This is a genomic window from Paraburkholderia diazotrophica, assembly GCF_038900755.1.
Classification (GTDB): Bacteria; Pseudomonadota; Gammaproteobacteria; order Burkholderiales; family Burkholderiaceae; genus Paraburkholderia; species Paraburkholderia diazotrophica_A.
Map to the genome: position 1 here is coordinate 60,184 of NZ_JBBPEN010000003.1, position 20,269 is coordinate 80,452.

Genomic DNA, 20,269 nt, shown 5'->3' on the forward strand with positions numbered 1-20,269 from the left:
TCATAGGAAACACATTGATCAAATAAAAGGCCGGCGCACAATGCACGCCGGCCTTTATGCACAAGCACTTCATAGAGACGTTGCACGCCTTTATCCAGGCATTGGACGCCTTTCGCGCGTCTCGTTGTATCTGTGTTTGCTAGCGTCTGATGTGCTTTTCAATGCTTGCGCAGCGGGTGATCTCGAAGCAGCCACGCAAGCGCGAACGCAAGCACGACCACACAGGCGGCGACGAGATACACCGTATGCAGCGCGCCCGCGAATGCCTGCAGGTAGTCGTTGCGCAAGACGGCGGGCAAGTTGTGAATCGCAACGGGGCCGAGCGCGCGCGGCAGTTCGGTATCGGGAGGAATCAGCGTTTGCAGTCGTGCCGCGAGCCCGTTCGAGAAGATCGCGCCGAATGCCGCGACGCCCACCGAGCCGCCGATCGAACGGAACAATGTCGCGCCCGACGTCGCCGTGCCGAGATGTTTGAACGGCACTGCGTTTTGCACGGCAAGAATGAGCACCTGCATCACCATGCCGAGACCGCAGCCGAGCACGCCCATATACGCATACATCACATGAACGGGCGTCGAGAGCTTTAGCGTGGTGAGCAGCACCATCGCGACGCCGACGAGGAACGTGCCGATGATCGGGAATATCCGGTATTTGCCGATCTTGCTGATGATGCGTCCCGTCACGACCGACATCACGAGCACGCCGCCCATCATCGGCAGCATCTGCATGCCGGCTTCGGAAGGCGTCGAGTGCTTCACGACCTGCAGATACATCGGCAGGAACGTCACCGAGCCGAACAGCGACACGCCGACGATAAAGCCGATCGCGCTCGACAGCAGAAACGTGCGGTCGCGAAAGAGCTCGAGCGGCATGATCGGCTCGACGGCGAGGCGCTCTTCATAGATGAACCCGCCGATGCAGATGAACGCGAGCACGAGCGTGAACCAAAGCTGCGGCGATGTCCACGGCAGTACGGTGCCGCCCTGGCTCGTGAACAGGATCAGGCAGGTGAGGGCGCCCGCGAGGAAGGCCGCGCCCATGTAGTCGATCGTGTGCTTCACGTGCGCGACGCGCGGCTTGAACACGGCGCCGATCACGAGCAGCGCGGCGATGCCGAGCGGCACGTTGATGTAGAAAATCCAGCGCCACGACAGATGGTCGACGAGAAAGCCGCCCATCATCGGGCCGATCACGGTCGCAAGACCGAACACGCCGCCGAACACGCCTTGATAGCGGCCGCGCTCGGCAGGCGGAATGACGTCGCCGATCGCGGCCATCGTGATGACGAGCAGTCCGCCGCCGCCGAGTCCCTGAAGCGCGCGCAACAGGATCAACTCGGTCATGTTCTGCGCGAGCCCGCACAGCGCCGAGCCGATCAGGAACAGCACGATCGCCGTCTGCAAGACGATTTTGCGGCCGAACAGATCGCCGAACTTGCCGTACAGCGGCACGACGATCGTCGACGTCAACAGATAGGCGGTGACGACCCACGACAGGCTGTCCAGCCCGCCGAGGTCGCCGACGATGGTCGGCAGTGCCGTCGATACGATCGTCTGGTCGAGCGCCGCGAGCAGCATCACCAGCAGCAGCGCCGGAAACAGCACGCGCAGCGACGGGCGCTCGGTCGTGTCGGGCGCGGCGTCGGGGGCAAGGGTCTGGATTTCCATCTCGGCTTCCAATGCTTTCAAGTTGCCTTGAAATTAATTAACACGCAGATTAATATATGCGACATTGGATCATTCGTCAATCTCACTGTCATGGCAAGAAAATCGGTATCGGGTCTGGATCAGGCGGGGCGTGCGGACCATGAAGGCACCGCGGCGCCCGTCGCTGCGGCGCGCCGTCCCGGCCGTCCGTCGGGCAGCGGACGTGGCCCCGAGCAGCGCGCCCGTCTGTTGGACGCGGCGCTTGCACTGTTCGCGCGGCAGGGCATCGTCGATACGACGCTTGGCCAGGTCGCGCGCGAGGCGGGTTTTACGCCCGCCATGATGCACTACTACTTCAAGACCCGCGATCAACTGCTCGACGTGCTGATCGACGAGCGTTTCCTGCCGCTGCGCACGCGGCTCGCAGGTTCGTTCGAAGCGAATCCCGACGATCCCATCGCGGCGATCACGTTGCTTGCGCAGCGGCTCGTCGAAGTGGCGGGCGATTGCCCGTGGTTTCCGTCGCTGTGGATACGCGAAGTGATCAGCGAGGGCGGCCTGCTCAAGCAGCGCATGCACGAGCGTTTCGGCGATGCGAACCAGCGGCGCGGCATCGCGTATATCGAGCGGTGGCAGAAGGAAGGGCGGCTGAATCCGGATCTGGAGCCGTCGCTTGTGTTTCTGTCGGTGATCGGCCTGACGATCCTGCCGCTCGCCACGTCGGCGATGTGGCGCAACGATCCCGTGCGCCGGAAGCTGACGGCGGACGACATCGCGCGTCATGCCGTCACGTTGCTCACGCATGGCGTGGTGTGGAAGCCGCGCGCATGAGTTGCGTGCAAGTCGTTGCGTGCAAATCGTCGCGTGCGAATCGTCGCGCGAGTCGCGCGCGAGTCCCAGATCCCTTGCCGGCGAAGCGTTTTCTTCGGATGTAAGGCGCTTCGTCATCGTCTGGCGCGATTTGCCGACGGCATGCAATGTGCTTATTTCCCCGTGTGTTTCGCAGGTCGACGTCCGTCATGCTGTCTTGCGCCGGCGCGGCAATGAGCCATCTTCGACGCGCGCATCGACATGTTGACGACGAAGACAACGAGGAACAGGAAGAAGATCGCAATGCATCGCAGCGCCTCGCCTTCGATCGTTTCGGCAGGCTGGCCCGCCTTTCATCCCGCGCGCGCTTCACAGGCTTCCTCCCGTTATCTGCATGCCTTCCGATGGTCACGCGAGCGCCTTGCGCGGCCGTCAAGATGGCGCGGTGCGCCTGAACGCAGGCTCGTTGTCGTGTCTGTACTGGCGCTTTTTGAACGCGGCGGCACATGCTCGCAAGCGCACAGTCGCGTGCAACTCGATGCGGACAATCGAGTCCGAAGAGGGGATGTGCGCGGCGGCGAACACGCCGGGCACGCAGTGACGACTACGCGAGGCGGGAGTGGTTGGCGGACGGACAGCGCGTCCGTCGTCCGTTGGTAAGAACGACCCTACGAGAGTAGAAACGTTGAACTCTTTTCCGCTGCCGGCGCTGGCGCGGTATACAAGTACGTAACATCATGGCCACGTCAGAGTGCATAACCAGCTTTTACAGCAATAACATCAAGATGAACGGAGTATTGAGGCTCGATCAGGCCACGATCGTGCTCGTCGAAGACGACCCGCAAAACAGGGAATCGTTGAAAATTCTGCTCGAATCAGAAGGGGCCAATGTCATCGCCGTGGCGGATGCCGAAGAGGGCGTCGAAGCCGCCATCCGGGTGATGCCCGATGCCGTCGTCTGCGATCTGGACCTGCCGGCGATGGACGGCTTCTATCTGATCCAGCGTCTGCGGGACCACGAGATTCGCGGCGATCACGCAGCTTGCGTCGCGGTGGCCGTGACGGGCCATACGGATGAGGCCTACCGGCTACGCAGCATCGGCGAGGGATTCCAGCATTTCATGACGAAGCCCGTGCCGCCCGACGCGCTGGTGACGCTGCTGCGCGACGCGATCGGTGCGCGTGCCGCCGGCTTGACCTGACGTTCGAACCGCGGCGCCTCGCCCCGTCTGACGTAGGCGGGCGAGTTCAGTTGCCGGCGGCTTGCGCGGCCTGGCATGCGGAGCAAAGTCCCTTCAGCTCGATTCCATCGCCGGCGAGCCGGTAGCCCGCGTTTTCGATTTGCGCGACGAGCGCCTCGCGCAGCGCCGGCTGATGCAGTTCCGTGACGTTGCCACACTGCTGGCAGACGACAAGAATGCCGTGCTGGCATTGCGTGAGGTCGTGACAGACGGCGAACGCGTTGATCGATTCGATCTTGTGCACGAGACCCGCGGACAGCAGGAAATCGAGCGCGCGATACACCGTGGGCGGCGCGGAGCCGGGGTGGATCTGACGCATGTCGTCGAGCAGCGAATAGGCCTTGGTTGCGCGGCCCGACGTCAGCAGCAGTTCGAGCACCTTGCGGCGGATCGGCGTGAGTTTTTCGCCGCGCTCGCGGCAGTATTCCTCTGCCAGCGCGAGCGCGGCCTCCGCTGATGCCGGCGTGCCCTGCGCATGCCCGCCGTGCTCGTGATGCGGCTCGTGCGCGTGCGAATGCGCGTGGTCCGCGCGATGTTCGTCGTGCTGCGGACGCTGTGCGGGATTCGATGTGCCCGCCGTTGCGGAAGCGGCGGCGGCGGCCGTTGACTTGGCGATTTTCATCCGCTGATTATAAGGTTGAACCCAAGTTGAACCCCGAGGTTGAACCGGGCGGTTGAACCCACGCCGCCGATGATCGCCGGCCGCTCCGCATGCGCGGCGCTCAGCGGCCCGCATGATCGAAACAGCCCGAATCAGTCGAGCTTTGCTTCGAACCCGCGCCTGACGCCCGGACGTTCGAACAGCATGTCGTACCAGCGCTTGACGTTCGGATAGTCGGCGAGATCGACCTTGTGACGCTCGTGCCGCCACGCCCACCCGAGGATCGCAAAGTCTGCGACGGACAACTCGCCCGCCACATATTCCGTCTTGCCGAGCCGCTTATCCAGCACCGCATAGAGCCGTCGCGTCTCGGCGGAAAAGCGCTTGAGGCCGTAGCGCTTGTCGTCTTCGGACGCGAGCGCCGCGAAGTGATGCACCTGTCCCGGCATCGGGCCGAAGCCGCCCATCTGCCACATCAGCCATTCGAGCACGGGCACGCGCTCGCGCAGGTTCTTCGGCAGGAACTTGCCCGTCTTCTCGCCCAGGTACAGCAGGATCGCGCCCGATTCGAATACGCTGATCGGCTGGCCATCCGGTCCTTCGGGATCGACGATCGCCGGGATCTTGTTGTTCGGGCTGATCGCGAGAAAGTCGGGATCGAACTGCTCGTCCTGCGTGATGTTGATCGGCTCGACGACGTACGGCAGTCCCATTTCTTCGAGCGCGACGCTGACCTTGCGGCCGTTCGGCGTGCCCCATGCATAGAGCGTGATGGTCATGAGTTCAGGTCAGGTCGAAATCGACGTATTTCTTGAAGCCCGGGCGCGTCGCGAGCCGCTGATACCAGCGTTCGAGATTCGGCGTCGACGGACGCTCGACGCCCGGCAGCCCGAACCAGCGCTTCGCGTATGCGCCCAGCACGATGTCGGCGAGCGTGAAGTGATCGCCTTCGATGTGAAAGCGTCCTTGCAGATGCACGTCGAGCAGCTTCCACAGCTTCGCGACGTTGTCGATGTCGGCGGCGAGCTTCGCGTTGTCGCGCCCCGCTTCGGGCGTGCGCACGATGGTCCAGAACACGGGACGCTCGGCGGGCTGCAGCGTGGACAACGACCAGTCGAGCCAGCGGTCGATGCTCGCGCGCGCTTTGGGCTCCGCCGGATACAGCAGGCTCGACGCGCCGTACTGCATCGCCAGATAGCGCAGGATCGAGTTCGATTCCCACAGCACGTAATCGCCGTCGACGAGCGTCGGAATCTTGCCCGTCGGGTTCATCGCGAGGTAGTCGGGTTCGTCGTTGCGGCCGAATTGCAGGCCGGCGTCGATGCGCTCGTAAGGCAGGACGAGTTCGTCGCACACCCACAAGACTTTCTGGACATTGACCGAATTGGCGCGTCCCCAGATTGTAATCATCCGGTAATCCTCTTTGACTCGTCTACAGTGGCAAGCCGCGCCTCATGCGCGGCGTTCAACCACTAACGATACACGATGCGGGTTTTTCTTTCCGGGCGCCGCCGATCGGCACAATCCGCATGCATGCGTTGCGTACAATGAGCGCACCCAACATGACGAGGCATCGCATGGCCCGCATTGTCCCCGACGACTGGAAGAGCCTCGCCGCGACGGGCGCTGCCGCGCGCGAGCGCGAAACGCTGGCGCTCTTTGAAGAAGCGCTGCCGCGCGACTACACGGTCTATCACGGCGTGCACTGGACTCGCCTGCATGAAGGCTTCTCCGTGTTCGGCGAGGCCGATTTCGTGATCGTCAGCCCGTCGGGGCGCGTGATGATCGTCGAGCAGAAGACGGGCTTTCTGCGCGAGACGCCGAAAGGGCTCGTCAAGGTCTACATGCAGACGGAGCGCAACGTGGCGATCGCGCTCGCGCGCACGATCGAAGGGCTGCACCGGCGCTTCACAGCGGCCTTCGGCGCGGGCACGTATTTCATCGAAGAGCTGCTGTATTGCCCGGATCACGTCGTCAGGGATGCGGCGATTGCGGGCGTGAACCCCGCGCGCATCGTCGATGCGAACCGCAAGGACAAGCTCGTCGGCATCATTCTCGAAGCGCTGCCCGCGGACGAGCCGCGTCTCGCATGCGCATCGAAGATTCACCACTTTCTCGCCGACGAACTCGCGCTCACGCCCGACGCGAGCGCACTCGTCGGCCAGGCGGGCACGCTCGTCACGCGGCTCGCGGGCGGGCTGGCCACATGGGCGCGGCGGCTCGAATTCACGCCGTTCCGGCTGCGCGTGATCGGCACGGCGGGCTCCGGCAAGACGCAGCTTGCCGTGCAGGTGATGAACGACGTCGTCGCGCGCGGCGAGCGGCCGTTGTATGTGTGCTTCAACCGGCCGCTCGCGGACCATATCGCGCGTGTCGCGCCGCCCGAGGCGAAGGTCGCGAACTATCACCAGCTGTGCGACTGGGTCGTGCGGGAAAGCGGCGAGGCCCCCGATTTCCAGAGCAACGACGTATTCGACAAGCTCGAAAGCGCGTTCGCCGCGACGCAGGTCGACGCGCGCTGGCAATACGACGTGCTGATCGTCGACGAGGGCCAGGATTTCCAGCAGCCGTGGGTGCCCGCGCTCGAACGCCTGTTGAAGCCGGGCGGCGCATGGTGGTGGCTCGAAGATCCGCTGCAGAATCTGTACATGCGCGAGAGCGTTGCGCTGCCGGGCTGGACGGTGCTGCGCGAGTCGACCAACTATCGCAGCCCGCGCGACATCCTCGACTATCTGCGCGACGTGGTCGGCGCGACGGTGCCGCTCGCGGGCGCGCTGACGGCAGGCAGTCCGTTCGACGGCTCGGACATCCTGCTGTCGACGTATGACGAAGCGCAGTCGCCCGAAAGCTGCATTGACGCGACCAAGCGCGCGATCACGCAGGCGCTCGCGCTCGGCTTTCGCAAGCAGGACATCGCGGTGCTGTCTTTTCGCGGACGCGAGGGCTCGGTGCTCTGGCCGCTCGATCAGCTCGGCCCGCACCGGCTGCGCAGTTTCACGGGTAAGTACGATCTGTTCGGCAACCCCGCATACCGCGACGGCGACGTGCTGCTCGACTCGATTTACCGCTTCAAGGGACAGTCGGCGCCGTGCGTGATCCTGAGCGAAGTCGATTTCGACGGGTTCGACGAGCGCAATGCACGCAAGCTGTTCGTCGGTGCCACGCGCGCGACGATGAAGCTGATCGTCGTCGCGTCACAGCGCGCCGGGCGGCACTTGCAGCCGGCCGAAGCGAAGGACCAAGCGGCGGCATAGCGCACCACGGAGCGGACGCGGCCGGGCGGCTTTGCCTCTTCTTTGAAGGCTTCGAAGGTTTTGAGGGCGTCGGGGCTCAACGCCACGCAGACGCGCTGATCAGCGTGCCCTTACGCTCGAGCGCATCCCACCAGATCACGCGCAAGAGCGGCGCCTGCTTCGCGATGAAAAGCGCCTGCACCGCATCGCTTTCGATGAAATGCGTGACGCCGCAGCGAAGCGCGGCCTGCGCCTTGTGCGCGGCGGCGCCCGCGGGCGATTCGTCGTGCATGTCCGGCGCGCGCATCACCAGCTCCAGATGGCCGAAGCCGTGCCGCTCCAGCCACGCGCGAGTACGGTCCAGATCGACATGCGGGCGGCCCGTGATCACCGCACGCACCTTCTCCAGATCGACGTCGGGCAGGATATCGAACGGCAGCAGCGCGTCGCGTTCGTTCAGCGCGGCGGACAGGTCCTCGTCATAGCGTGCCAGCGGGACGTCGGGCAACAGGATGCCGTCCAGGTCGATCGCATAGGTCGCGTACTCGTGGTCTTGCGCCATTTTCTCGGCGGAACCCGCCTCGACCTTCAGCCAGTCCTCGCGGTAATCGTCCGTGTAGGCCTGGCGCTCCCACGGGAAGAGCGCGAAGAAACCCGACGCGTCGTTTGCGTAGTCGGGGCGAATGCGGCTGATCTCGTCGAACGCGCCCGTCAGCGTCTTGACGATCAGACCGTGCTGCTCCAGGAACGCAATGCAGTCGACCAGCGTGAAACCGCGTCCCGCGATGTCTTCGCACAGCAACACCTTCGAGCCCGGCGGCGGCAGCGGCTGCGCCGAGTCCCACGTGACATGGCGCGCGCGGCGGTCGTAGCTGAGAAACGCCACGGGCACGCCGATCGCATGCGAAGCCATTAGCGCAAGTGGCGCGCCGCCCCGTAAGATGCCGACAGTGGCCGCGAAGCGCTCTTCGAGCAGGGCGGGCTGCAGCGAATCGATCCAGTGGTCGAGCTGTTCGTAGGTCAACGGTAGAACCGGCTTTTTCATGACGGCTTGCGGTTTGTGTTGAGCCGGATGGACGCGCGTCGGCGAAACGGCTTTTTTGAGATGGAGCCGATATTATGCACGCCGTGTAAAGATTCTGTGTCGTGGCATCCGACGGCACTGTCGTTATCGTCTGACGGCGACGTCAGGCACAATGCGAGCCACGGCTGGGAAAAAGACGCACAAGAAGACATACAAGACCACACGAAAGGGACCAAAAGTGCAGAAGAACAAATACGGATGGTTGCGCGCGTTCGCGCTCGTGCCCGTGCTGGCGTTCGCGTTCGTGGCGCCGGCCGCGAGCGCCGCGCCGATGACGACGACACTCGAACTCGACGTGAAAGGCAAGATCGCGAAGACCAGCGACCCCGACCACACCCTGTTCCACTTTTCGGAGGCGCAGATTCTCGCGCTACCGACGCATACGATTACGACTTCGACGACGTGGACGGCAAAATCGACCTTCACGGGGCCGCTGCTCGCGGATATTCTCAAGACAGTGGGCGCGTACGGCGACGAGATCGAAATCCACACGCTCGATGACTACACGTACACCGTTCCGGTGTCCGATTCGAGCCGCTATGGCGTGATCGTCGCGTACAGCATGAATGGCAAGCGCCTGCAGGTCAGCGACTTCGGCCCGCTGTTTCTCATTTACCCGCGCGACGAATTCCCCGGCGAGCTGGCGGGGGCGTCGGCGGACGCAAAATTCGTATGGCAGATCAAGGCACTCATCGTCAAATAGGACGGCGCCCGCTGCGCCGCGTCGTACTCGTTGTCATCTGGATCGCCGCGCTGGCGGCGCCGACCGCGGCAATCAGCTATCTGCTCTATTCGGCTCTGCTCAATCCCCGCGCGACCCAGCAGGTCACGGGTACCTACGACGGGTTCTACTGGGACGCCGCGCAGCTCCAGATCGCGTACGCGCGGCTTGAAACCCAGCTGTTGCTGTACCAGACGGGTGTCGACAGCGACTATCACCGGCTCACGCTGCATTTCCAGGTGTTGCAGTCGAAGCTGCGCGTGATGGCGGGCTCGACGCGGCGCCTCGCCGCGCAGGCGGAGGCCGTCCAGCTTCAGCAGGGGGAGATCGCGCGGCTGTCCGGGATGCTCGTCGCGATGCAGCCCATGCTCGACGCGCTGCCCAATTCGCCGACGCTCGCCTCGCAGATGGTCGAGCAACTGCGCCAGCACTGGAAGGAAGTGAACGACCTCGCGCTGAGCCGCCGCTTCGTCGACGTGCAGGATCGCGAGGCGATGAACTCCGACTTCATCGCGAAGCGCCGGATGCTGTTCGCGGGCGGGCTCGTGCTGCTGTTGCTGTCGGCGGCGGCGACCGTGCTGCTCGTGATGAACGGACGGCGCCGCACGAACCTGATCGTGCAGCAGCGCGCCGCGCTCGACGCCGAGCATCAGGCGAGCCGCGCCGCGCGCGAAGCGAGCCTCGCGAAGGACGCGTTTCTCGGCATGATCAGCCACGAGTTGCGCACGCCGCTGCACGCGATCGTGTCGTCGATCGAGCTGCTCGGCTTCAACTTTCACACGGAGGCCGACCGCAAGGTGATCCAGCGGCTCGAGACGGCCGCGCGCCATCTCGAAGCGCAGATGAAGGACCTGACCGACTACGCGCGGCTGGGCGCCGGCAAGCTCGAGCTGCGCCATGAGCATTTCGATCCGCGCGAACTGCTGGCGTCCGTTGTCGACGAGCACGAGCCGGCCGCGCGCGCGAAGGGGCTGGCGTTCGAAGGCAGCGCGAGCGGGCGCACGGGTCTCGTCGATTCCGACCCGCATCGCATCCGGCAGATCGTCAACAACCTCGTGACCAACGCGATCCGCTACACGGAGCGCGGCGATGTCACGCTGCATTTCGAGCAGCACGCGGGCGCGCTCGCCATCGTCGTCACCGATACGGGACCAGGCGTGCCCGACACGCAGATTCCGCTGATCTTCAAGGAATTCACGCAGCTGGACGCGTCGCGCACGCGGCGCTTCGAAGGCGCGGGCATGGGGCTCGCGATCGTGCAGGGGCTCGTCGCGCTGTTCAACGGGACAATCGGCGTCGAAAGCGAAGTGGGCAAGGGCACGCGCTTCACCGTGACGATTCCCGTCGCGCCCGTCGCCGCGCCTGCCACGCGGGCGGCCGCGCCGCACGAGGCGCACGGCGACGGCCGCCCGCAGGTGCTGATCGTCGACGACAACCAGTTGATCCGTGAATCGCTGTGCGAAATGCTCGAGCACATGGAATGCGACGCGGCCGCCGTCGCCAACGCCGACGACGCGCACGCGTGGCTGGCCACAAGGCGCTGCGATCTCGTGTTGCTCGATCTGCACATGCCGGACAAGGACGGCTATGCGTTCATGGCCGAGTACGCCGCGAAGACAGGCGCGGCGGGCGGGGCGGCGCGCACGCCTGTGATCGCCGTGAGCGCGTATGCGCCGGATGGAACGGCACGCCAGGACGACGCGCCGTTCTTCGACAGCCTGACCAAGCCGGTTCACTACGAAGTGCTGCGCGACGCCGTGCAGCGCGCGCTGGCGGCGCGGCACGGGGCATCGGTGGAAGGGTGAGTTGACGCTAGGGCGGCCGCCGCGCGGCGTCGCGGCGCCTTCGTGCTTAAGCCCGGCTCAAACGCTTCGACAGATCGGCGACGAGTATCGCCATGCGCGCGGGCTTCTCGTAGCAGGCCACATCGTAGTTGCGCACGATGTCGCTGATTTCCGATTCGCTCGCCTTGCCCGTCAGCAGTTCGCCCGTCAGCACGAAGATGGGCGCGTCCGGGTTTTCCGATGTGCGCACCGCGCGGATCGCTTCCGCCGACGTCTGCGGCCCGAACAGCCAGTCGATCACGACACCGTCGAACACCTGCGTCTGCAACGTTTCGGCGAACGCGGTGAGGCCGTAGATCGCCACGGCCGCATAGCCGCTGCGCTCCAGGTAGTCGCGCAGATTGTCGGCGGACGCCTGGTCGTCGTCGACGACGGCGATCAGCGGCTTGTCCGTTTCGGCGCGGCGCGGATAGATTTCGATCTTGTGGACTTCGTGCGCGTTCTGATAGAGCGCGCCGTCGTAGCGCACGACGCGCCACTGGTCGAGCTTCGACCACGCGATGAATTCCGGCCGGCTGCCCGCTTCGATCGGCGCGCCGATCCATGCGGTGCACGCGAGCTCGATCGAGCCGATCGCGAATACCGCCTCCTGCGCGGTGGCGCCGACCATGCCGGGGTCGAGCGTCTGCGCGCCGAACAGTTGCGCGGCCGGCTCGCCAAAGACCTCGGCGACCTTCTTGATCTGCGAGAGCGTCCAGGGACTGTTGCCGCGCAGCTTGCGGTGGCCCTGCGAAAAACTCAAATCGAGGATGCGGCAAAGCTCGCTGGTCTGCTGACGCTTGCCGATGCCGTGACGGCTCATCAACTCGCGCACGCGTTCGGCGACGGCGAGCGAGTCGGTTGAGGTGGCTTCGTTGGACATGCGCGAAGGTTCTGTCTGTCAGTATGAATCGTTGTTTATGACGAAGCGTCGTTTCGACGGCGCGTAGCGCGGGTCTCCCGGCGCGCCGCCTGGGCGCGCCCCCCGCGCGGGATAGCCAATGTACCGCAAAACGCGCGGCGCGCCTGGTCTCGCGCCGCGCAAGCATGGCCGCGTGCCGCTCCTGACCGTGAAAACGGCCCGTTCTGTTGATTTCGATTGCCTGCGCGGATCAGCACAGCTTCGCTCGTTGCCCGGCCCTTCTATTTTAGCGGCGAAAACGTATGCGTAACGCATTGTTTCGGGTGATGAAGGTCTTTTGCCGGCCCCGGCGACGCGTGTGACGGGCGCGCAAAAGATAGTGCGCGGCGGTTCGCTTTATGACCGGCATTGCGGCGTTCGCGCGAGCCTGAGAAGATGCAGACCCTCGACACCGCCACGTTGCGCAATCCGCTTTCCGATGACGACGACCTATCCGCTGCATGCGAACCTGAGTCCGGCCGACGCGCCGTTTCCTGATCGAGCCGATGTCGTCATCGCGGGCGCGGGCATCATGGGTTGCGCGGCGGCGTACTACCTCGCGCGACGCGGCGTGAAGGCTGTCGTGCTGGACAAGTCGCGCATCGCGGGCCAGCAGTCGACGCGCGCGTGGGGCTTCGTGCGCCAGCAGGGCCGCGAGGCCGCCGAAGTGCCCCTGATGATGGCGGGCATGCGCATCTGGGAACAGCTCGAACGCGAACTGGGCTTCGATCTCGAATGGCGGCAGGGCGGTTGTCTCTACGTCGCGGACAACGAAGAGGACTGGGCGTCGTTCCAGCAATGGATGGATGTCGCGAAGCAGTATGGACTCGATACGCGCGTGCTCGATCGCGCACAAATCGACCAGCACGTGCGCGGCATGCACGGCCCGGCGTTGGGCGGCCTGTACACGGCGAGCGACGGCCAGGCCGAGCCGCGCCGCGCGGCGGCCGCATTTGCCGCGCGCGCGGTCGAAGCGGGCGCGCGCTTCTTCGAGGGTTGCGGCGTGACCGGCATCGAACGGGCGGCGGGCGCGGTGACGGGCGTCGTCACCGAGCGCGGGACGATTCGCACGCGGCATGTGATCTGCGCGGCGGGCGCGAGTAGCTGGCGCCTGCTGGACACGCTGGGCATCGCGTTGCCGCAACAGGCCGTGCGCGGCACCTGCATGCGCACGAACCCATTGCCTGCCGTGACAGCGTCGACGTTCTGGGGGCACGGCCTCGGCATTCGCCAGCGCGCGAACGGCGCGATCAATCTCGCCGATGACATGCAGGTCGACGTCGACATGACGCTCGGCCATTTCCGCGCGCTGAAGTGGTTCCTGCCGGAGCTATGGACGCAGCGCGAGAAGTTCAACTTCCATTTGAACGGCGCGTTCGTGCGCGATGTGCTCGACCGTCTGCCTGGCGTCGTGGCCGCCGACGAGCGCGTGCTGCATCCGCGCGACCCGAATCCGCAGCCGAACCGCGCGCATGCGCCGCGCGCGTTGCAGAAGCTGCGCACGCTTTTTCCGGCGTTGAAGGATGCGCAGGTGGTCGAGTCATGGGCGGGGCTGATCGACGTGCTGCCCGACGGCATTCCCGTGCTCGATGCGCCGTCGCAGACGCCCGGTCTGCTGATCGCCACTGGCTTCTGCGGACATGGCTTCGCGATGGGGCCGATCGTCGGCCGGCTGATGGCGGAATGGATCGACGACGGGAAGCCATCGCTGGATCTCGCCGCGTTCCGGTTGCAGCGGTTTTTCGATGGGACGATGCAGAGGCCGAGGAGCGTTCTTTGATGTCTGCGACGCTGATTGGTTTTGGCGGTTTTAGCGTGCCGCTGGCATCCGGGATGCGCGTCGCGGCGCGGGCGTTGCGTTGCCCCCGTGCGGGGCGGTGCTTGCTCTTGTTTGCAACGGCTTTTTGTTTTTGGTTTTTGTGCCTTTGCGCGGGCATTCGCAATGCGCCTCGCGGCGCGGGCGTTGCCCCTGTGCGGGGCGGCACTCACTTTCTTTGCCGCCGCAAAGAAAGTAAGCAAAGAAAGCGGGCTCACACCGCCAATGCTTGCCCCCTACCCACGGGCTCTCAACGGCCCTATCCTTCGTGCGGCAGTGTACTAACTTATGTTCGTTGCCAACGCTTCGCCAAAGGCCTCACCCACTTCACACGAGAGGACACAGCTAAAGGCATCGAACGTTTCAGCGCCGTATGTCGGTAGTGAATAGGGTTGCTGTGTCGTGCAGGGCAACGCTCTTACTGCGATCGCACCGCGCGGCGCGGGTGTCCTGTGCGGCGCGAATGCCTACACACAGTTTGCCGCAAAGGGGCGCGGGAACGTTCGATGTCGCGGGCCGCAACGCGGGTGTATGAAGCGGGTGAGGCGTTTGATCAGTACGCTGGCAACGAAGGCGGACCAGCAAGTTGCCGCGCGAATTGTAGGGACATTAAGAGCCCGTGGGTAGGCGGCAAGCATTGGCGGTGTGAGCCCGCTTTCTTTGCTTACTTTCTTTGCGGCGGCAAAGAAAGTGAGTGCCGCCCCGCACAGGGGCAACGCCCGCGCCGCGAGGCGCATCGCGGATGCCCGCGCAAAGGCAAAAACACCACAACAAAAGCCGTTGCAAACGAAAGCAAGTGCCGCCTCGCACAGGGGCAACCCCCGCGCCGGTAGGCGCAATCGCGGACGCCAGCGAAAGAAGCAAAAAAACCAACAGCGTCGCAGACAAAAAAACCTACTTCGGCGCGATATCGCGCCTCACCCTCATAATGTGCTGCTCGACATAAAAAGCAGCCGCATCCGCATCCCCATCGACGATCGCCTCATAAATCAGCCGATGCTCCGACACATAAAGCCGGATGCGCCCCGGATCATGAATGCCGTCGTCCTTCAGACGCTTCCATAGCGGCTGGTCCATCGCCTGCGCCACCTCATCGGCGATCTTGACGAGCAACGCGTCTCCTGTCATCACGGCGAGTTGCCGGTGAAACAGACGGTCGCTGTCGTTCCAGAGCGCGCGCTGCACAGCATCCGACACATCGTCGATCGAATCCATCTGCGCGAGGTAATGCTCCGCGAGTTCATCGCGCCGTGCATGCACAGCCGCGCGGCGCGCTATCGCCGGTTCCAGGATCAGGCGCACGTCGAGCGCGGAAGTGGGGCTGATATCGGCGTAGCCCGGCACGCGATCGTCCGCGCGCGCCGCCGACAGGCGCTGCAACGCGTCCGCGCATACATAGGTGCCGGAATTGCGCCGCGTCACCACAAGCCCTTCGTTTTGCAGCGCGCCCAGCGCCTCGCGCACGGCGGGCCGGCCCACGCCGAAGCGCGCGGCGAGATCGCGTTCGGACGGCAGCCGCGCTTCGGGCGCGAACTGTCCGCTGCGAATGTCGGCGCGCATGCGCTCCGCGACCTGCTCGTAAATCTGCTTCGGGCGAAACGCGCATTCCAGTGCGAATGAGGTCGTGGCCATTGTGCGTAGCGAGTAATGGACGTCGAGATGACGTAAGCCGGATTCCAACCAGTTTAGCTCGACAATTTTGAAATTGGTTGAATGTCAACCAAGGCTGGTCTACATTCTGATCCACTATAGCCAATCGTGGAGCGAGACGAGATGTTCGATACGCAGCCGGCCAGGCCCGTGACGCGAAGCGCGAACGCATCATGAAACTGAACCGCGTGATCAGCACGGTCGAAGTGCATACGGGCGGTGAGCCGTTTCGCATCGTCACGAGCGGGCTGCCGAAAATCCCCGGCAAGACCATCGTCGAGCGGCGCGCGTGGCTGAAGGAACATGCCGATCACTTGCGTCGCGCGCTGATGCTGGAGCCGCGCGGCCACGCCGACATGTACGGCGGCTATCTGACGGAGCCCGTCACCGAGGGCGCCGACTTCGGCATCATCTTCGTCCACAACGAGGGCTATAGCGACCATTGCGGCCACGGCGTGATCGCGCTCGCGACGACGGCCGTCGCGCTCGGCTGGGTCGAGCGCACGAAGCCGGAAACGCGCGTCGGCATCGATGCGCCGTGCGGCTTCATCGAGGCGTTCGTCAAATGGGACGGCGATCACGCGGGCAGCGTGCGCTTCGTCAACGTGCCGTCGTTCATCTGGCAGCGCGACGTGAGCGTTCAGACGCCGGGCTTCGGCACCGTGCGCGGCGATATCGCATTCGGCGGCGCGTTCTATTTCTACACGTCCGGCGAGCCGTTCGGGCTCGACGTGCGCGAAGAGCAGGTGGACCGCCTGATCCAGTTCGGCGCCGAAGTGAAGCGCGCGGCCAATGAGGCGTTCAAGGTCCAGCATCCGCACATTCCCGAGATCAATCACATCTACGGCACGATCGTCGACAACGCGCCGCGTCACGCGGGTTCGACGCAGGCCAACTGCTGCGTGTTCGCAGACCGCGAAGTGGACCGCTCGCCGACGCGCTCGGGCACGGCGGGACGCGTCGCGCAACTGTATCTGCGCGGCCAGTTGGGCAAGGGCGAGACGCTCGTCAACGAATCGATCATCGGCACGGTGTTTCGCGGACGCGTGCTGTCGGAGACAAAGCTCGACCGCTTCGACGCCGTGATTCCCGAGATCGAGGGCGACGCGCATATTTGCGGCTTCGCGAACTGGATCGTCGACGAGCGCGATCCGTTGACTTACGGATTTTTGGTCCGCTGAATGCAGGACTGAGTGCACGACCGAGCCTTGGTCCAAACACAGAACTGAATGCACGATCGAGCCTCCGCGCGAACACGAAACCGAACGCACGACTCAACGTTAGAGGAGCACGCCCCGCCATGAGCAGCACGCCGATTTTCGATGCCGCCGAAACGGCCCGCCTGATTCCCTTTCGCGCGCTCGTCGATGCGCTGAAGACGGCCGCCGCCGATTACGCAGCGGGACGCGTCGCGAGTCCCAAGCGGTTGGTGGTGCCGCTGAACGACAACGGCGTCATGCTGTCGATGCCGGCCGCCGCGCCCGATCTCGCGATCCACAAGCTCGTCAACGTGTGCCCGCGCAACGGCGAGCGCGCGCTGCCGACGATCCACGGCCAGGTCATGACGTTCGATCCCGAAACGGGCAAGACGCTCTTCATTCTCGACGGTCCGACCGTCACGGGACGCCGCACGGCCGCAATGACGATGCTCGGCATCGAGACGCTCTCGCGCGCCGCGCCGAAGGACTTTCTGCTGGTCGGCACGGGCACGCAGGCGGCAAGCCATCTGCAGGCGATCGGCGAGCTGTATCCGGACGCGCGCGTGCGCGTGCGGGGCACGTCGGCGGCTCGCGCGCAGGCGTTCTGCGATGCGCAGCGCGGCAGCGCGCGCGATCTTCAGCCGCTCGCCGATACGGCGACGCCCGATTCCGTCGATGTCGTGATCGCGCTGACGACGAGCCGCCAGGCCGTCTACGACGAAGCGCCGCGCGCGGGGCGGCTCGTGATCGGTGTCGGCGCGTTCACGCCGCAGATGTGCGAGATCGGCGCACGCACGCTCGCGGGCAGCGCGCTTTACGTCGACGATCTGGCGGGCGCGAAGCACGAAGCGGGCGATTTCATCCAGGCGGGCATCGACTGGTCGACGGTGACGGGCATGGCGGACGCGCTCGAGCGGAAGCCGGCGCTCGACGGGGCGATCGTGTTCAAGACCGTTGGCTGCGCGGCGTGGGATCTGGCCGCGGGACGCGTCGCGCGATCGACGCTGGGCGCGGGCTGAGCGACCGCGAACGCGCTTGCGTCTGCGCTTGCGTCTTCGCTTCCGGCGGGTGTTTCCGGTTTCGCGAGAGCGAGATCCGGCACGAACGGACGTGCGTGTCGTGTCACGAAAGCATGCGTGCAAACAATCCGAAAACGTTGCACCATAGTCGTCTCGCGCAAACGCGTCCGGCATGAGCGCTGCCTGAAAGGGCGGTCTGGACGGGCTTGCGTTTCTACCAGCAGTTCATCTTTCGCGACCGCGCTATGACGACTTCCAACGCTCCCGCCTCGCCGGACCACCCGCTCGACATGATCATCTTCGGCGGCGCCGGCGACCTGTCAGCCCGCAAGCTGTTGCCCGCGCTCTACATGGCGCACGCGCACGGCAATCTGCCCGCCGAGACGCGCATCCTCGCGATCGGCCGCCGCGACTGGCAGCGCGAAGACTATCTGAAATGGATGGATGAGCAGAGCAGGCCCTTTATCGAGTCGAAGGCGTTCGACTCGGCCGCATGGGACCACTTTCTCGCGCTCTTCGAATACGTGCGCGTCGACGTCGATCAGCCCGCCGATTACGTGCGGCTCGCCGAAGCGTCGCGCAAGGATGCGCTGCGCGTGTTCTATCTGTCGACGTCGCCGGAACTGTTCACGGCGATCTGCGACAACCTCGCTTCGCACGATCTCGTCGACGAGCGCGCGCGCGTCGTGCTCGAAAAGCCGCTCGGCCACGATCTCGAATCGGCGAAGGCGATCAACAACTCGGTCGGCAGGCATTTCGAAGAGCACCAGATTTATCGTATCGATCACTACCTCGGCAAGGAGACGGTGCAGAACCTGATGGTGCTGCGCTTCGGCAATGCGATCTTCGGGCCGCTGTGGCAGGCGCCGTATATCCGCAGCGTGCAGATCACGGTAGCCGAGTCGGTCGGCGTGGGCACGCGCGCGGGCTTCTACGACCATACGGGCGCGATGCGCGACATGGTGCAGAACCATCTGCTTCAGCTGCTGTGCATCGTCGCGATGGAGCCACCCGTTTCGCTCGATGCGGATGCCGTGCGCGACGAGAAGCTGAAGGTGCTGCGCTCGCTGCGCCCGATGACGGCCGAAGACATTGCGCGCGACACGGTGCGCGGCCAGTACACGGCAGGCGCAGTCGGCGGCGAGCCCGTCAAGGGCTATCTGGAAGAAGCGAACGTGCCGCCCGACAGCCGCGCGGAAACCTTCGTCGCGTTGCGCGCGCATATCAACAACTGGCGCTGGGCGAATGTGCCGTTCTATCTGCGCACGGGCAAACGGATGGCGAAGAAGGTGTCGGAGATCGTCATCGAATTCGCGGACATGCCCTTCTCGATCATGCCGAACAGCCCGTGCGGTCCGCGCAATTGCGGCAACCGCCTGGTGATCCAGCTTCAGCCTGCCGAATCGATCCAGTTGCAGATGCTCGCGAAAGAGCCGGGCAGCGGCATGCGCACCTTGCCCGTGAACCTGAATCTCGATCTGGAGCAGGCGTTCACGAGCCGTCGCGCGGAAGCGTATGAGCGTCTGCTGATCGACGTCGTGCGCGGCCGGCTCACGCACTTCATGCGCCGCGACGAACTGGAAGCGGCATGGACGTGGGTCGATCCCATCATCGAGGGCTGGAAGCGCAACGGCGACAAGCCGCGTGGCTATACGGCGGGCACGTTCGGACCGGGCGCTTCGACGGCGATGATGGCAAGGGAGAATATGGTGTGGTCGGAGGAGATGTGATCGGCGCTGACCGAATAGTTGGTCGGGGGAAGGCGGAGAGGATACAGTGGGCGCATGGTCACATTACCGCGCCCCCGGTTTCGGTTGTCGATCATGTGCTGCCGAAGCAGAACGCGAAGAAAGAGCATCAACCCGCGATGCCGTGACTCGATGTGCCTGCCTTTGCCAGGGCGCACATCGCTAACTTCGAGCGCGGCGATCGCACACGCGCCGTATTCACTGGGCGAAAGATGTAACGGCATTCTCGTGTGTGAATCTTCGGATGCTTGGGACAGGTATTTGACGCAAGCGGTTCGCCCCGTCACTGTCCGTAAATTTTTTTTGCATGATGGCGGCGTACCGCGAAGTAGCAGAGAAACAGAAAAGCGCTAACTAGCAGCGTCGCTATTGCCCAATAAAGCAACGCTGGGATCGCTTCCATGTCGTCGGGGTTTGCCAGGTCACTGCGTCCAATGACAGACAGAACCTTATAAATATCTCAACTGAATACGGCATGTCACTGCAAGGGAATATATCGGTAATGTTCCCGCATGGAATCAGATCTGGGAGGTGCGAGAGATATAGCCCACCGATAACCGACGCTGCAATGAAAGCGGCGCAAACTACCAACTTCACGGCGATTTTCTTCACTTCACCTATCGTCGCGCTTATATCACAGATGAGAGTAGAGGACACCTGCTTGTTAAGGACGAAAGTGCATTTGACGGGCATTCGACTTATCTCAAGTCAATTTGTCGTGTTGTTCTTGACGTACAGGGGCCATCTGATTACATGAATTTCGTCGAGGACGATGGC

At 64.3% G+C, this 20,269-nt stretch carries 17 protein-coding genes; 10 read left to right on the plus strand and 7 right to left on the minus strand.

The window, feature by feature from the left end; translation table 11 throughout:
* Nucleotides 1–158: 158 nt before the first annotated feature.
* A complete protein-coding gene (locus tag AABE10_RS10250; protein ID WP_342933147.1) occupies nucleotides 159–1,667 on the minus strand; it encodes an MDR family MFS transporter in 1,509 nt (502 codons plus the stop codon).
* Between the two features lie 90 nt (nucleotides 1,668–1,757).
* On the opposite strand from AABE10_RS10250, the gene AABE10_RS10255 reads away from it, so the two are divergent.
* Nucleotides 1,758–2,477 (plus strand): TetR/AcrR family transcriptional regulator, encoded by a 720-nt coding sequence (locus tag AABE10_RS10255; RefSeq protein WP_342933148.1) that lies wholly within the window; start codon nucleotides 1,758–1,760, stop codon nucleotides 2,475–2,477.
* Nucleotides 2,478–3,193: 716 nt separating this feature from the next.
* Nucleotides 3,194–3,658: a response regulator gene (locus AABE10_RS10260; protein ID WP_342933149.1), complete on the plus strand. Its 465-nt coding sequence runs from the start codon at nucleotides 3,194–3,196 to the stop codon at nucleotides 3,656–3,658.
* Between the two features lie 46 nt (nucleotides 3,659–3,704).
* On the opposite strand, the gene AABE10_RS10265 is transcribed toward AABE10_RS10260, so the two are convergent.
* The 3 genes from AABE10_RS10265 to AABE10_RS10275 all read right to left on the minus strand — a co-directional run bounded on the left by AABE10_RS10265 (nucleotide 3,705) and on the right by AABE10_RS10275 (nucleotide 5,708).
* The gene (locus tag AABE10_RS10265) at nucleotides 3,705–4,319 is read right to left on the minus strand and encodes a Fur family transcriptional regulator (RefSeq protein ID WP_342933150.1); all 615 of its coding nucleotides are present in this window, start codon (nucleotides 4,317–4,319) and stop codon (nucleotides 3,705–3,707) included.
* A gap of 131 nt (nucleotides 4,320–4,450) precedes the next feature.
* Nucleotides 4,451–5,077 carry a glutathione S-transferase family protein gene (locus AABE10_RS10270; RefSeq protein WP_342933151.1) on the minus strand — a complete coding sequence of 209 codons (627 nt, stop codon included), beginning with the start codon at nucleotides 5,075–5,077 and terminating at the stop codon, nucleotides 4,451–4,453.
* Between the two features lie 4 nt (nucleotides 5,078–5,081).
* Nucleotides 5,082–5,708 (minus strand): glutathione S-transferase family protein, encoded by a 627-nt coding sequence (locus AABE10_RS10275; RefSeq protein ID WP_342933152.1) that lies wholly within the window; start codon nucleotides 5,706–5,708, stop codon nucleotides 5,082–5,084.
* A gap of 167 nt (nucleotides 5,709–5,875) precedes the next feature.
* Here AABE10_RS10275 and AABE10_RS10280 point away from each other — a divergent pair, with 167 nt between their 5' ends.
* Nucleotides 5,876–7,552 carry an ATP-binding domain-containing protein gene (locus AABE10_RS10280; protein ID WP_342933153.1) on the plus strand — a complete coding sequence of 559 codons (1,677 nt, stop codon included), beginning with the start codon at nucleotides 5,876–5,878 and terminating at the stop codon, nucleotides 7,550–7,552.
* Nucleotides 7,553–7,628: 76 nt separating this feature from the next.
* Here AABE10_RS10280 and AABE10_RS10285 read toward each other — a convergent pair whose 3' ends face one another.
* Nucleotides 7,629–8,576, minus strand: a complete 948-nt coding sequence (locus AABE10_RS10285) for a phosphoribosyltransferase (protein ID WP_342933154.1) — start codon at nucleotides 8,574–8,576, stop codon at nucleotides 7,629–7,631.
* A gap of 310 nt (nucleotides 8,577–8,886) precedes the next feature.
* On the opposite strand from AABE10_RS10285, the gene AABE10_RS10290 reads away from it, so the two are divergent.
* Both AABE10_RS10290 and AABE10_RS10295 read left to right on the plus strand, forming a co-directional pair.
* On the plus strand, nucleotides 8,887–9,318 hold the full coding sequence (locus AABE10_RS10290) for a molybdopterin-dependent oxidoreductase (protein ID WP_342933829.1): 432 nt from the start codon (nucleotides 8,887–8,889) through the stop codon (nucleotides 9,316–9,318).
* Nucleotides 9,288–11,141: an ATP-binding response regulator gene (locus tag AABE10_RS10295; protein ID WP_342933155.1), complete on the plus strand. Its 1,854-nt coding sequence runs from the start codon at nucleotides 9,288–9,290 to the stop codon at nucleotides 11,139–11,141. Before AABE10_RS10290 ends, AABE10_RS10295 begins: the two co-directional genes overlap by 31 nt.
* Before the next feature lie 46 nt (nucleotides 11,142–11,187).
* Here the strand turns inward: AABE10_RS10295 and AABE10_RS10300 are convergent, their stop codons facing one another.
* A complete protein-coding gene (locus tag AABE10_RS10300; RefSeq protein ID WP_342933156.1) occupies nucleotides 11,188–12,042 on the minus strand; it encodes a helix-turn-helix domain-containing protein in 855 nt (284 codons plus the stop codon).
* 118 nt (nucleotides 12,043–12,160) lie between these two features.
* On the opposite strand from AABE10_RS10300, the gene AABE10_RS10305 reads away from it, so the two are divergent.
* Both AABE10_RS10305 and AABE10_RS10310 read left to right on the plus strand, forming a co-directional pair.
* Complete coding sequence (locus tag AABE10_RS10305) at nucleotides 12,161–12,331, plus strand: hypothetical protein (RefSeq protein ID WP_342933157.1); 171 nt, start codon at nucleotides 12,161–12,163, stop codon at nucleotides 12,329–12,331.
* Nucleotides 12,332–12,499: 168 nt separating this feature from the next.
* Nucleotides 12,500–13,840 carry an FAD-binding oxidoreductase gene (locus AABE10_RS10310; protein ID WP_342933158.1) on the plus strand — a complete coding sequence of 447 codons (1,341 nt, stop codon included), beginning with the start codon at nucleotides 12,500–12,502 and terminating at the stop codon, nucleotides 13,838–13,840.
* 930 nt (nucleotides 13,841–14,770) lie between these two features.
* Here the strand turns inward: AABE10_RS10310 and AABE10_RS10315 are convergent.
* Entirely contained in the window at nucleotides 14,771–15,508 is a 738-nt protein-coding gene (locus AABE10_RS10315) for a FadR/GntR family transcriptional regulator (RefSeq protein ID WP_342933159.1), read from the minus strand.
* A gap of 191 nt (nucleotides 15,509–15,699) precedes the next feature.
* Between AABE10_RS10315 and lhpH the strand changes: the two genes are divergently transcribed.
* The 3 genes from lhpH to zwf all read left to right on the plus strand — a co-directional run bounded on the left by lhpH (nucleotide 15,700) and on the right by zwf (nucleotide 19,474).
* On the plus strand, nucleotides 15,700–16,707 hold the full coding sequence (lhpH, locus tag AABE10_RS10320) for a trans-3-hydroxy-L-proline dehydratase (RefSeq protein WP_342933160.1): 1,008 nt from the start codon (nucleotides 15,700–15,702) through the stop codon (nucleotides 16,705–16,707).
* Between the two features lie 119 nt (nucleotides 16,708–16,826).
* On the plus strand, nucleotides 16,827–17,744 hold the full coding sequence (lhpI, locus tag AABE10_RS10325) for a bifunctional Delta(1)-pyrroline-2-carboxylate/Delta(1)-piperideine-2-carboxylate reductase (protein ID WP_342933161.1): 918 nt from the start codon (nucleotides 16,827–16,829) through the stop codon (nucleotides 17,742–17,744).
* 245 nt (nucleotides 17,745–17,989) lie between these two features.
* A complete protein-coding gene (gene zwf, locus AABE10_RS10330) occupies nucleotides 17,990–19,474 on the plus strand; it encodes a glucose-6-phosphate dehydrogenase (RefSeq protein WP_342933162.1) in 1,485 nt (494 codons plus the stop codon).
* Nucleotides 19,475–20,269: the final 795 nt, after the last annotated feature.

What these genes read in the sequence shown, in the direction of transcription:
- AABE10_RS10285 (WP_342933154.1), bottom strand. Translation starts at nt 8,576, where the DNA reads ATGAAAAAGCCGGTTCTACCGTTGACCTACGAACAGCTCGACCACTGG.
- AABE10_RS10255 (WP_342933148.1), top strand. Translation starts at nt 1,758, where the DNA reads ATGGCAAGAAAATCGGTATCGGGTCTGGATCAGGCGGGGCGTGCGGAC.
- AABE10_RS10265 (WP_342933150.1), bottom strand. Translation starts at nt 4,319, where the DNA reads ATGAAAATCGCCAAGTCAACGGCCGCCGCCGCCGCTTCCGCAACGGCG.
- lhpH (WP_342933160.1), top strand. Translation starts at nt 15,700, where the DNA reads ATGAAACTGAACCGCGTGATCAGCACGGTCGAAGTGCATACGGGCGGT.
- AABE10_RS10295 (WP_342933155.1), top strand. Translation starts at nt 9,288, where the DNA reads ATGGCAGATCAAGGCACTCATCGTCAAATAGGACGGCGCCCGCTGCGC.
- AABE10_RS10300 (WP_342933156.1), bottom strand. Translation starts at nt 12,042, where the DNA reads ATGTCCAACGAAGCCACCTCAACCGACTCGCTCGCCGTCGCCGAACGC.
- AABE10_RS10280 (WP_342933153.1), top strand. Translation starts at nt 5,876, where the DNA reads ATGGCCCGCATTGTCCCCGACGACTGGAAGAGCCTCGCCGCGACGGGC.
- AABE10_RS10270 (WP_342933151.1), bottom strand. Translation starts at nt 5,077, where the DNA reads ATGACCATCACGCTCTATGCATGGGGCACGCCGAACGGCCGCAAGGTC.
- AABE10_RS10305 (WP_342933157.1), top strand. Translation starts at nt 12,161, where the DNA reads ATGTACCGCAAAACGCGCGGCGCGCCTGGTCTCGCGCCGCGCAAGCAT.
- lhpI (WP_342933161.1), top strand. Translation starts at nt 16,827, where the DNA reads ATGAGCAGCACGCCGATTTTCGATGCCGCCGAAACGGCCCGCCTGATT.
- AABE10_RS10250 (WP_342933147.1), bottom strand. Translation starts at nt 1,667, where the DNA reads ATGGAAATCCAGACCCTTGCCCCCGACGCCGCGCCCGACACGACCGAG.
- AABE10_RS10275 (WP_342933152.1), bottom strand. Translation starts at nt 5,708, where the DNA reads ATGATTACAATCTGGGGACGCGCCAATTCGGTCAATGTCCAGAAAGTC.
- AABE10_RS10290 (WP_342933829.1), top strand. Translation starts at nt 8,887, where the DNA reads ATGACGACGACACTCGAACTCGACGTGAAAGGCAAGATCGCGAAGACC.
- AABE10_RS10260 (WP_342933149.1), top strand. Translation starts at nt 3,194, where the DNA reads ATGGCCACGTCAGAGTGCATAACCAGCTTTTACAGCAATAACATCAAG.
- AABE10_RS10310 (WP_342933158.1), top strand. Translation starts at nt 12,500, where the DNA reads ATGACGACGACCTATCCGCTGCATGCGAACCTGAGTCCGGCCGACGCG.
- zwf (WP_342933162.1), top strand. Translation starts at nt 17,990, where the DNA reads ATGACGACTTCCAACGCTCCCGCCTCGCCGGACCACCCGCTCGACATG.
- AABE10_RS10315 (WP_342933159.1), bottom strand. Translation starts at nt 15,508, where the DNA reads ATGGCCACGACCTCATTCGCACTGGAATGCGCGTTTCGCCCGAAGCAG.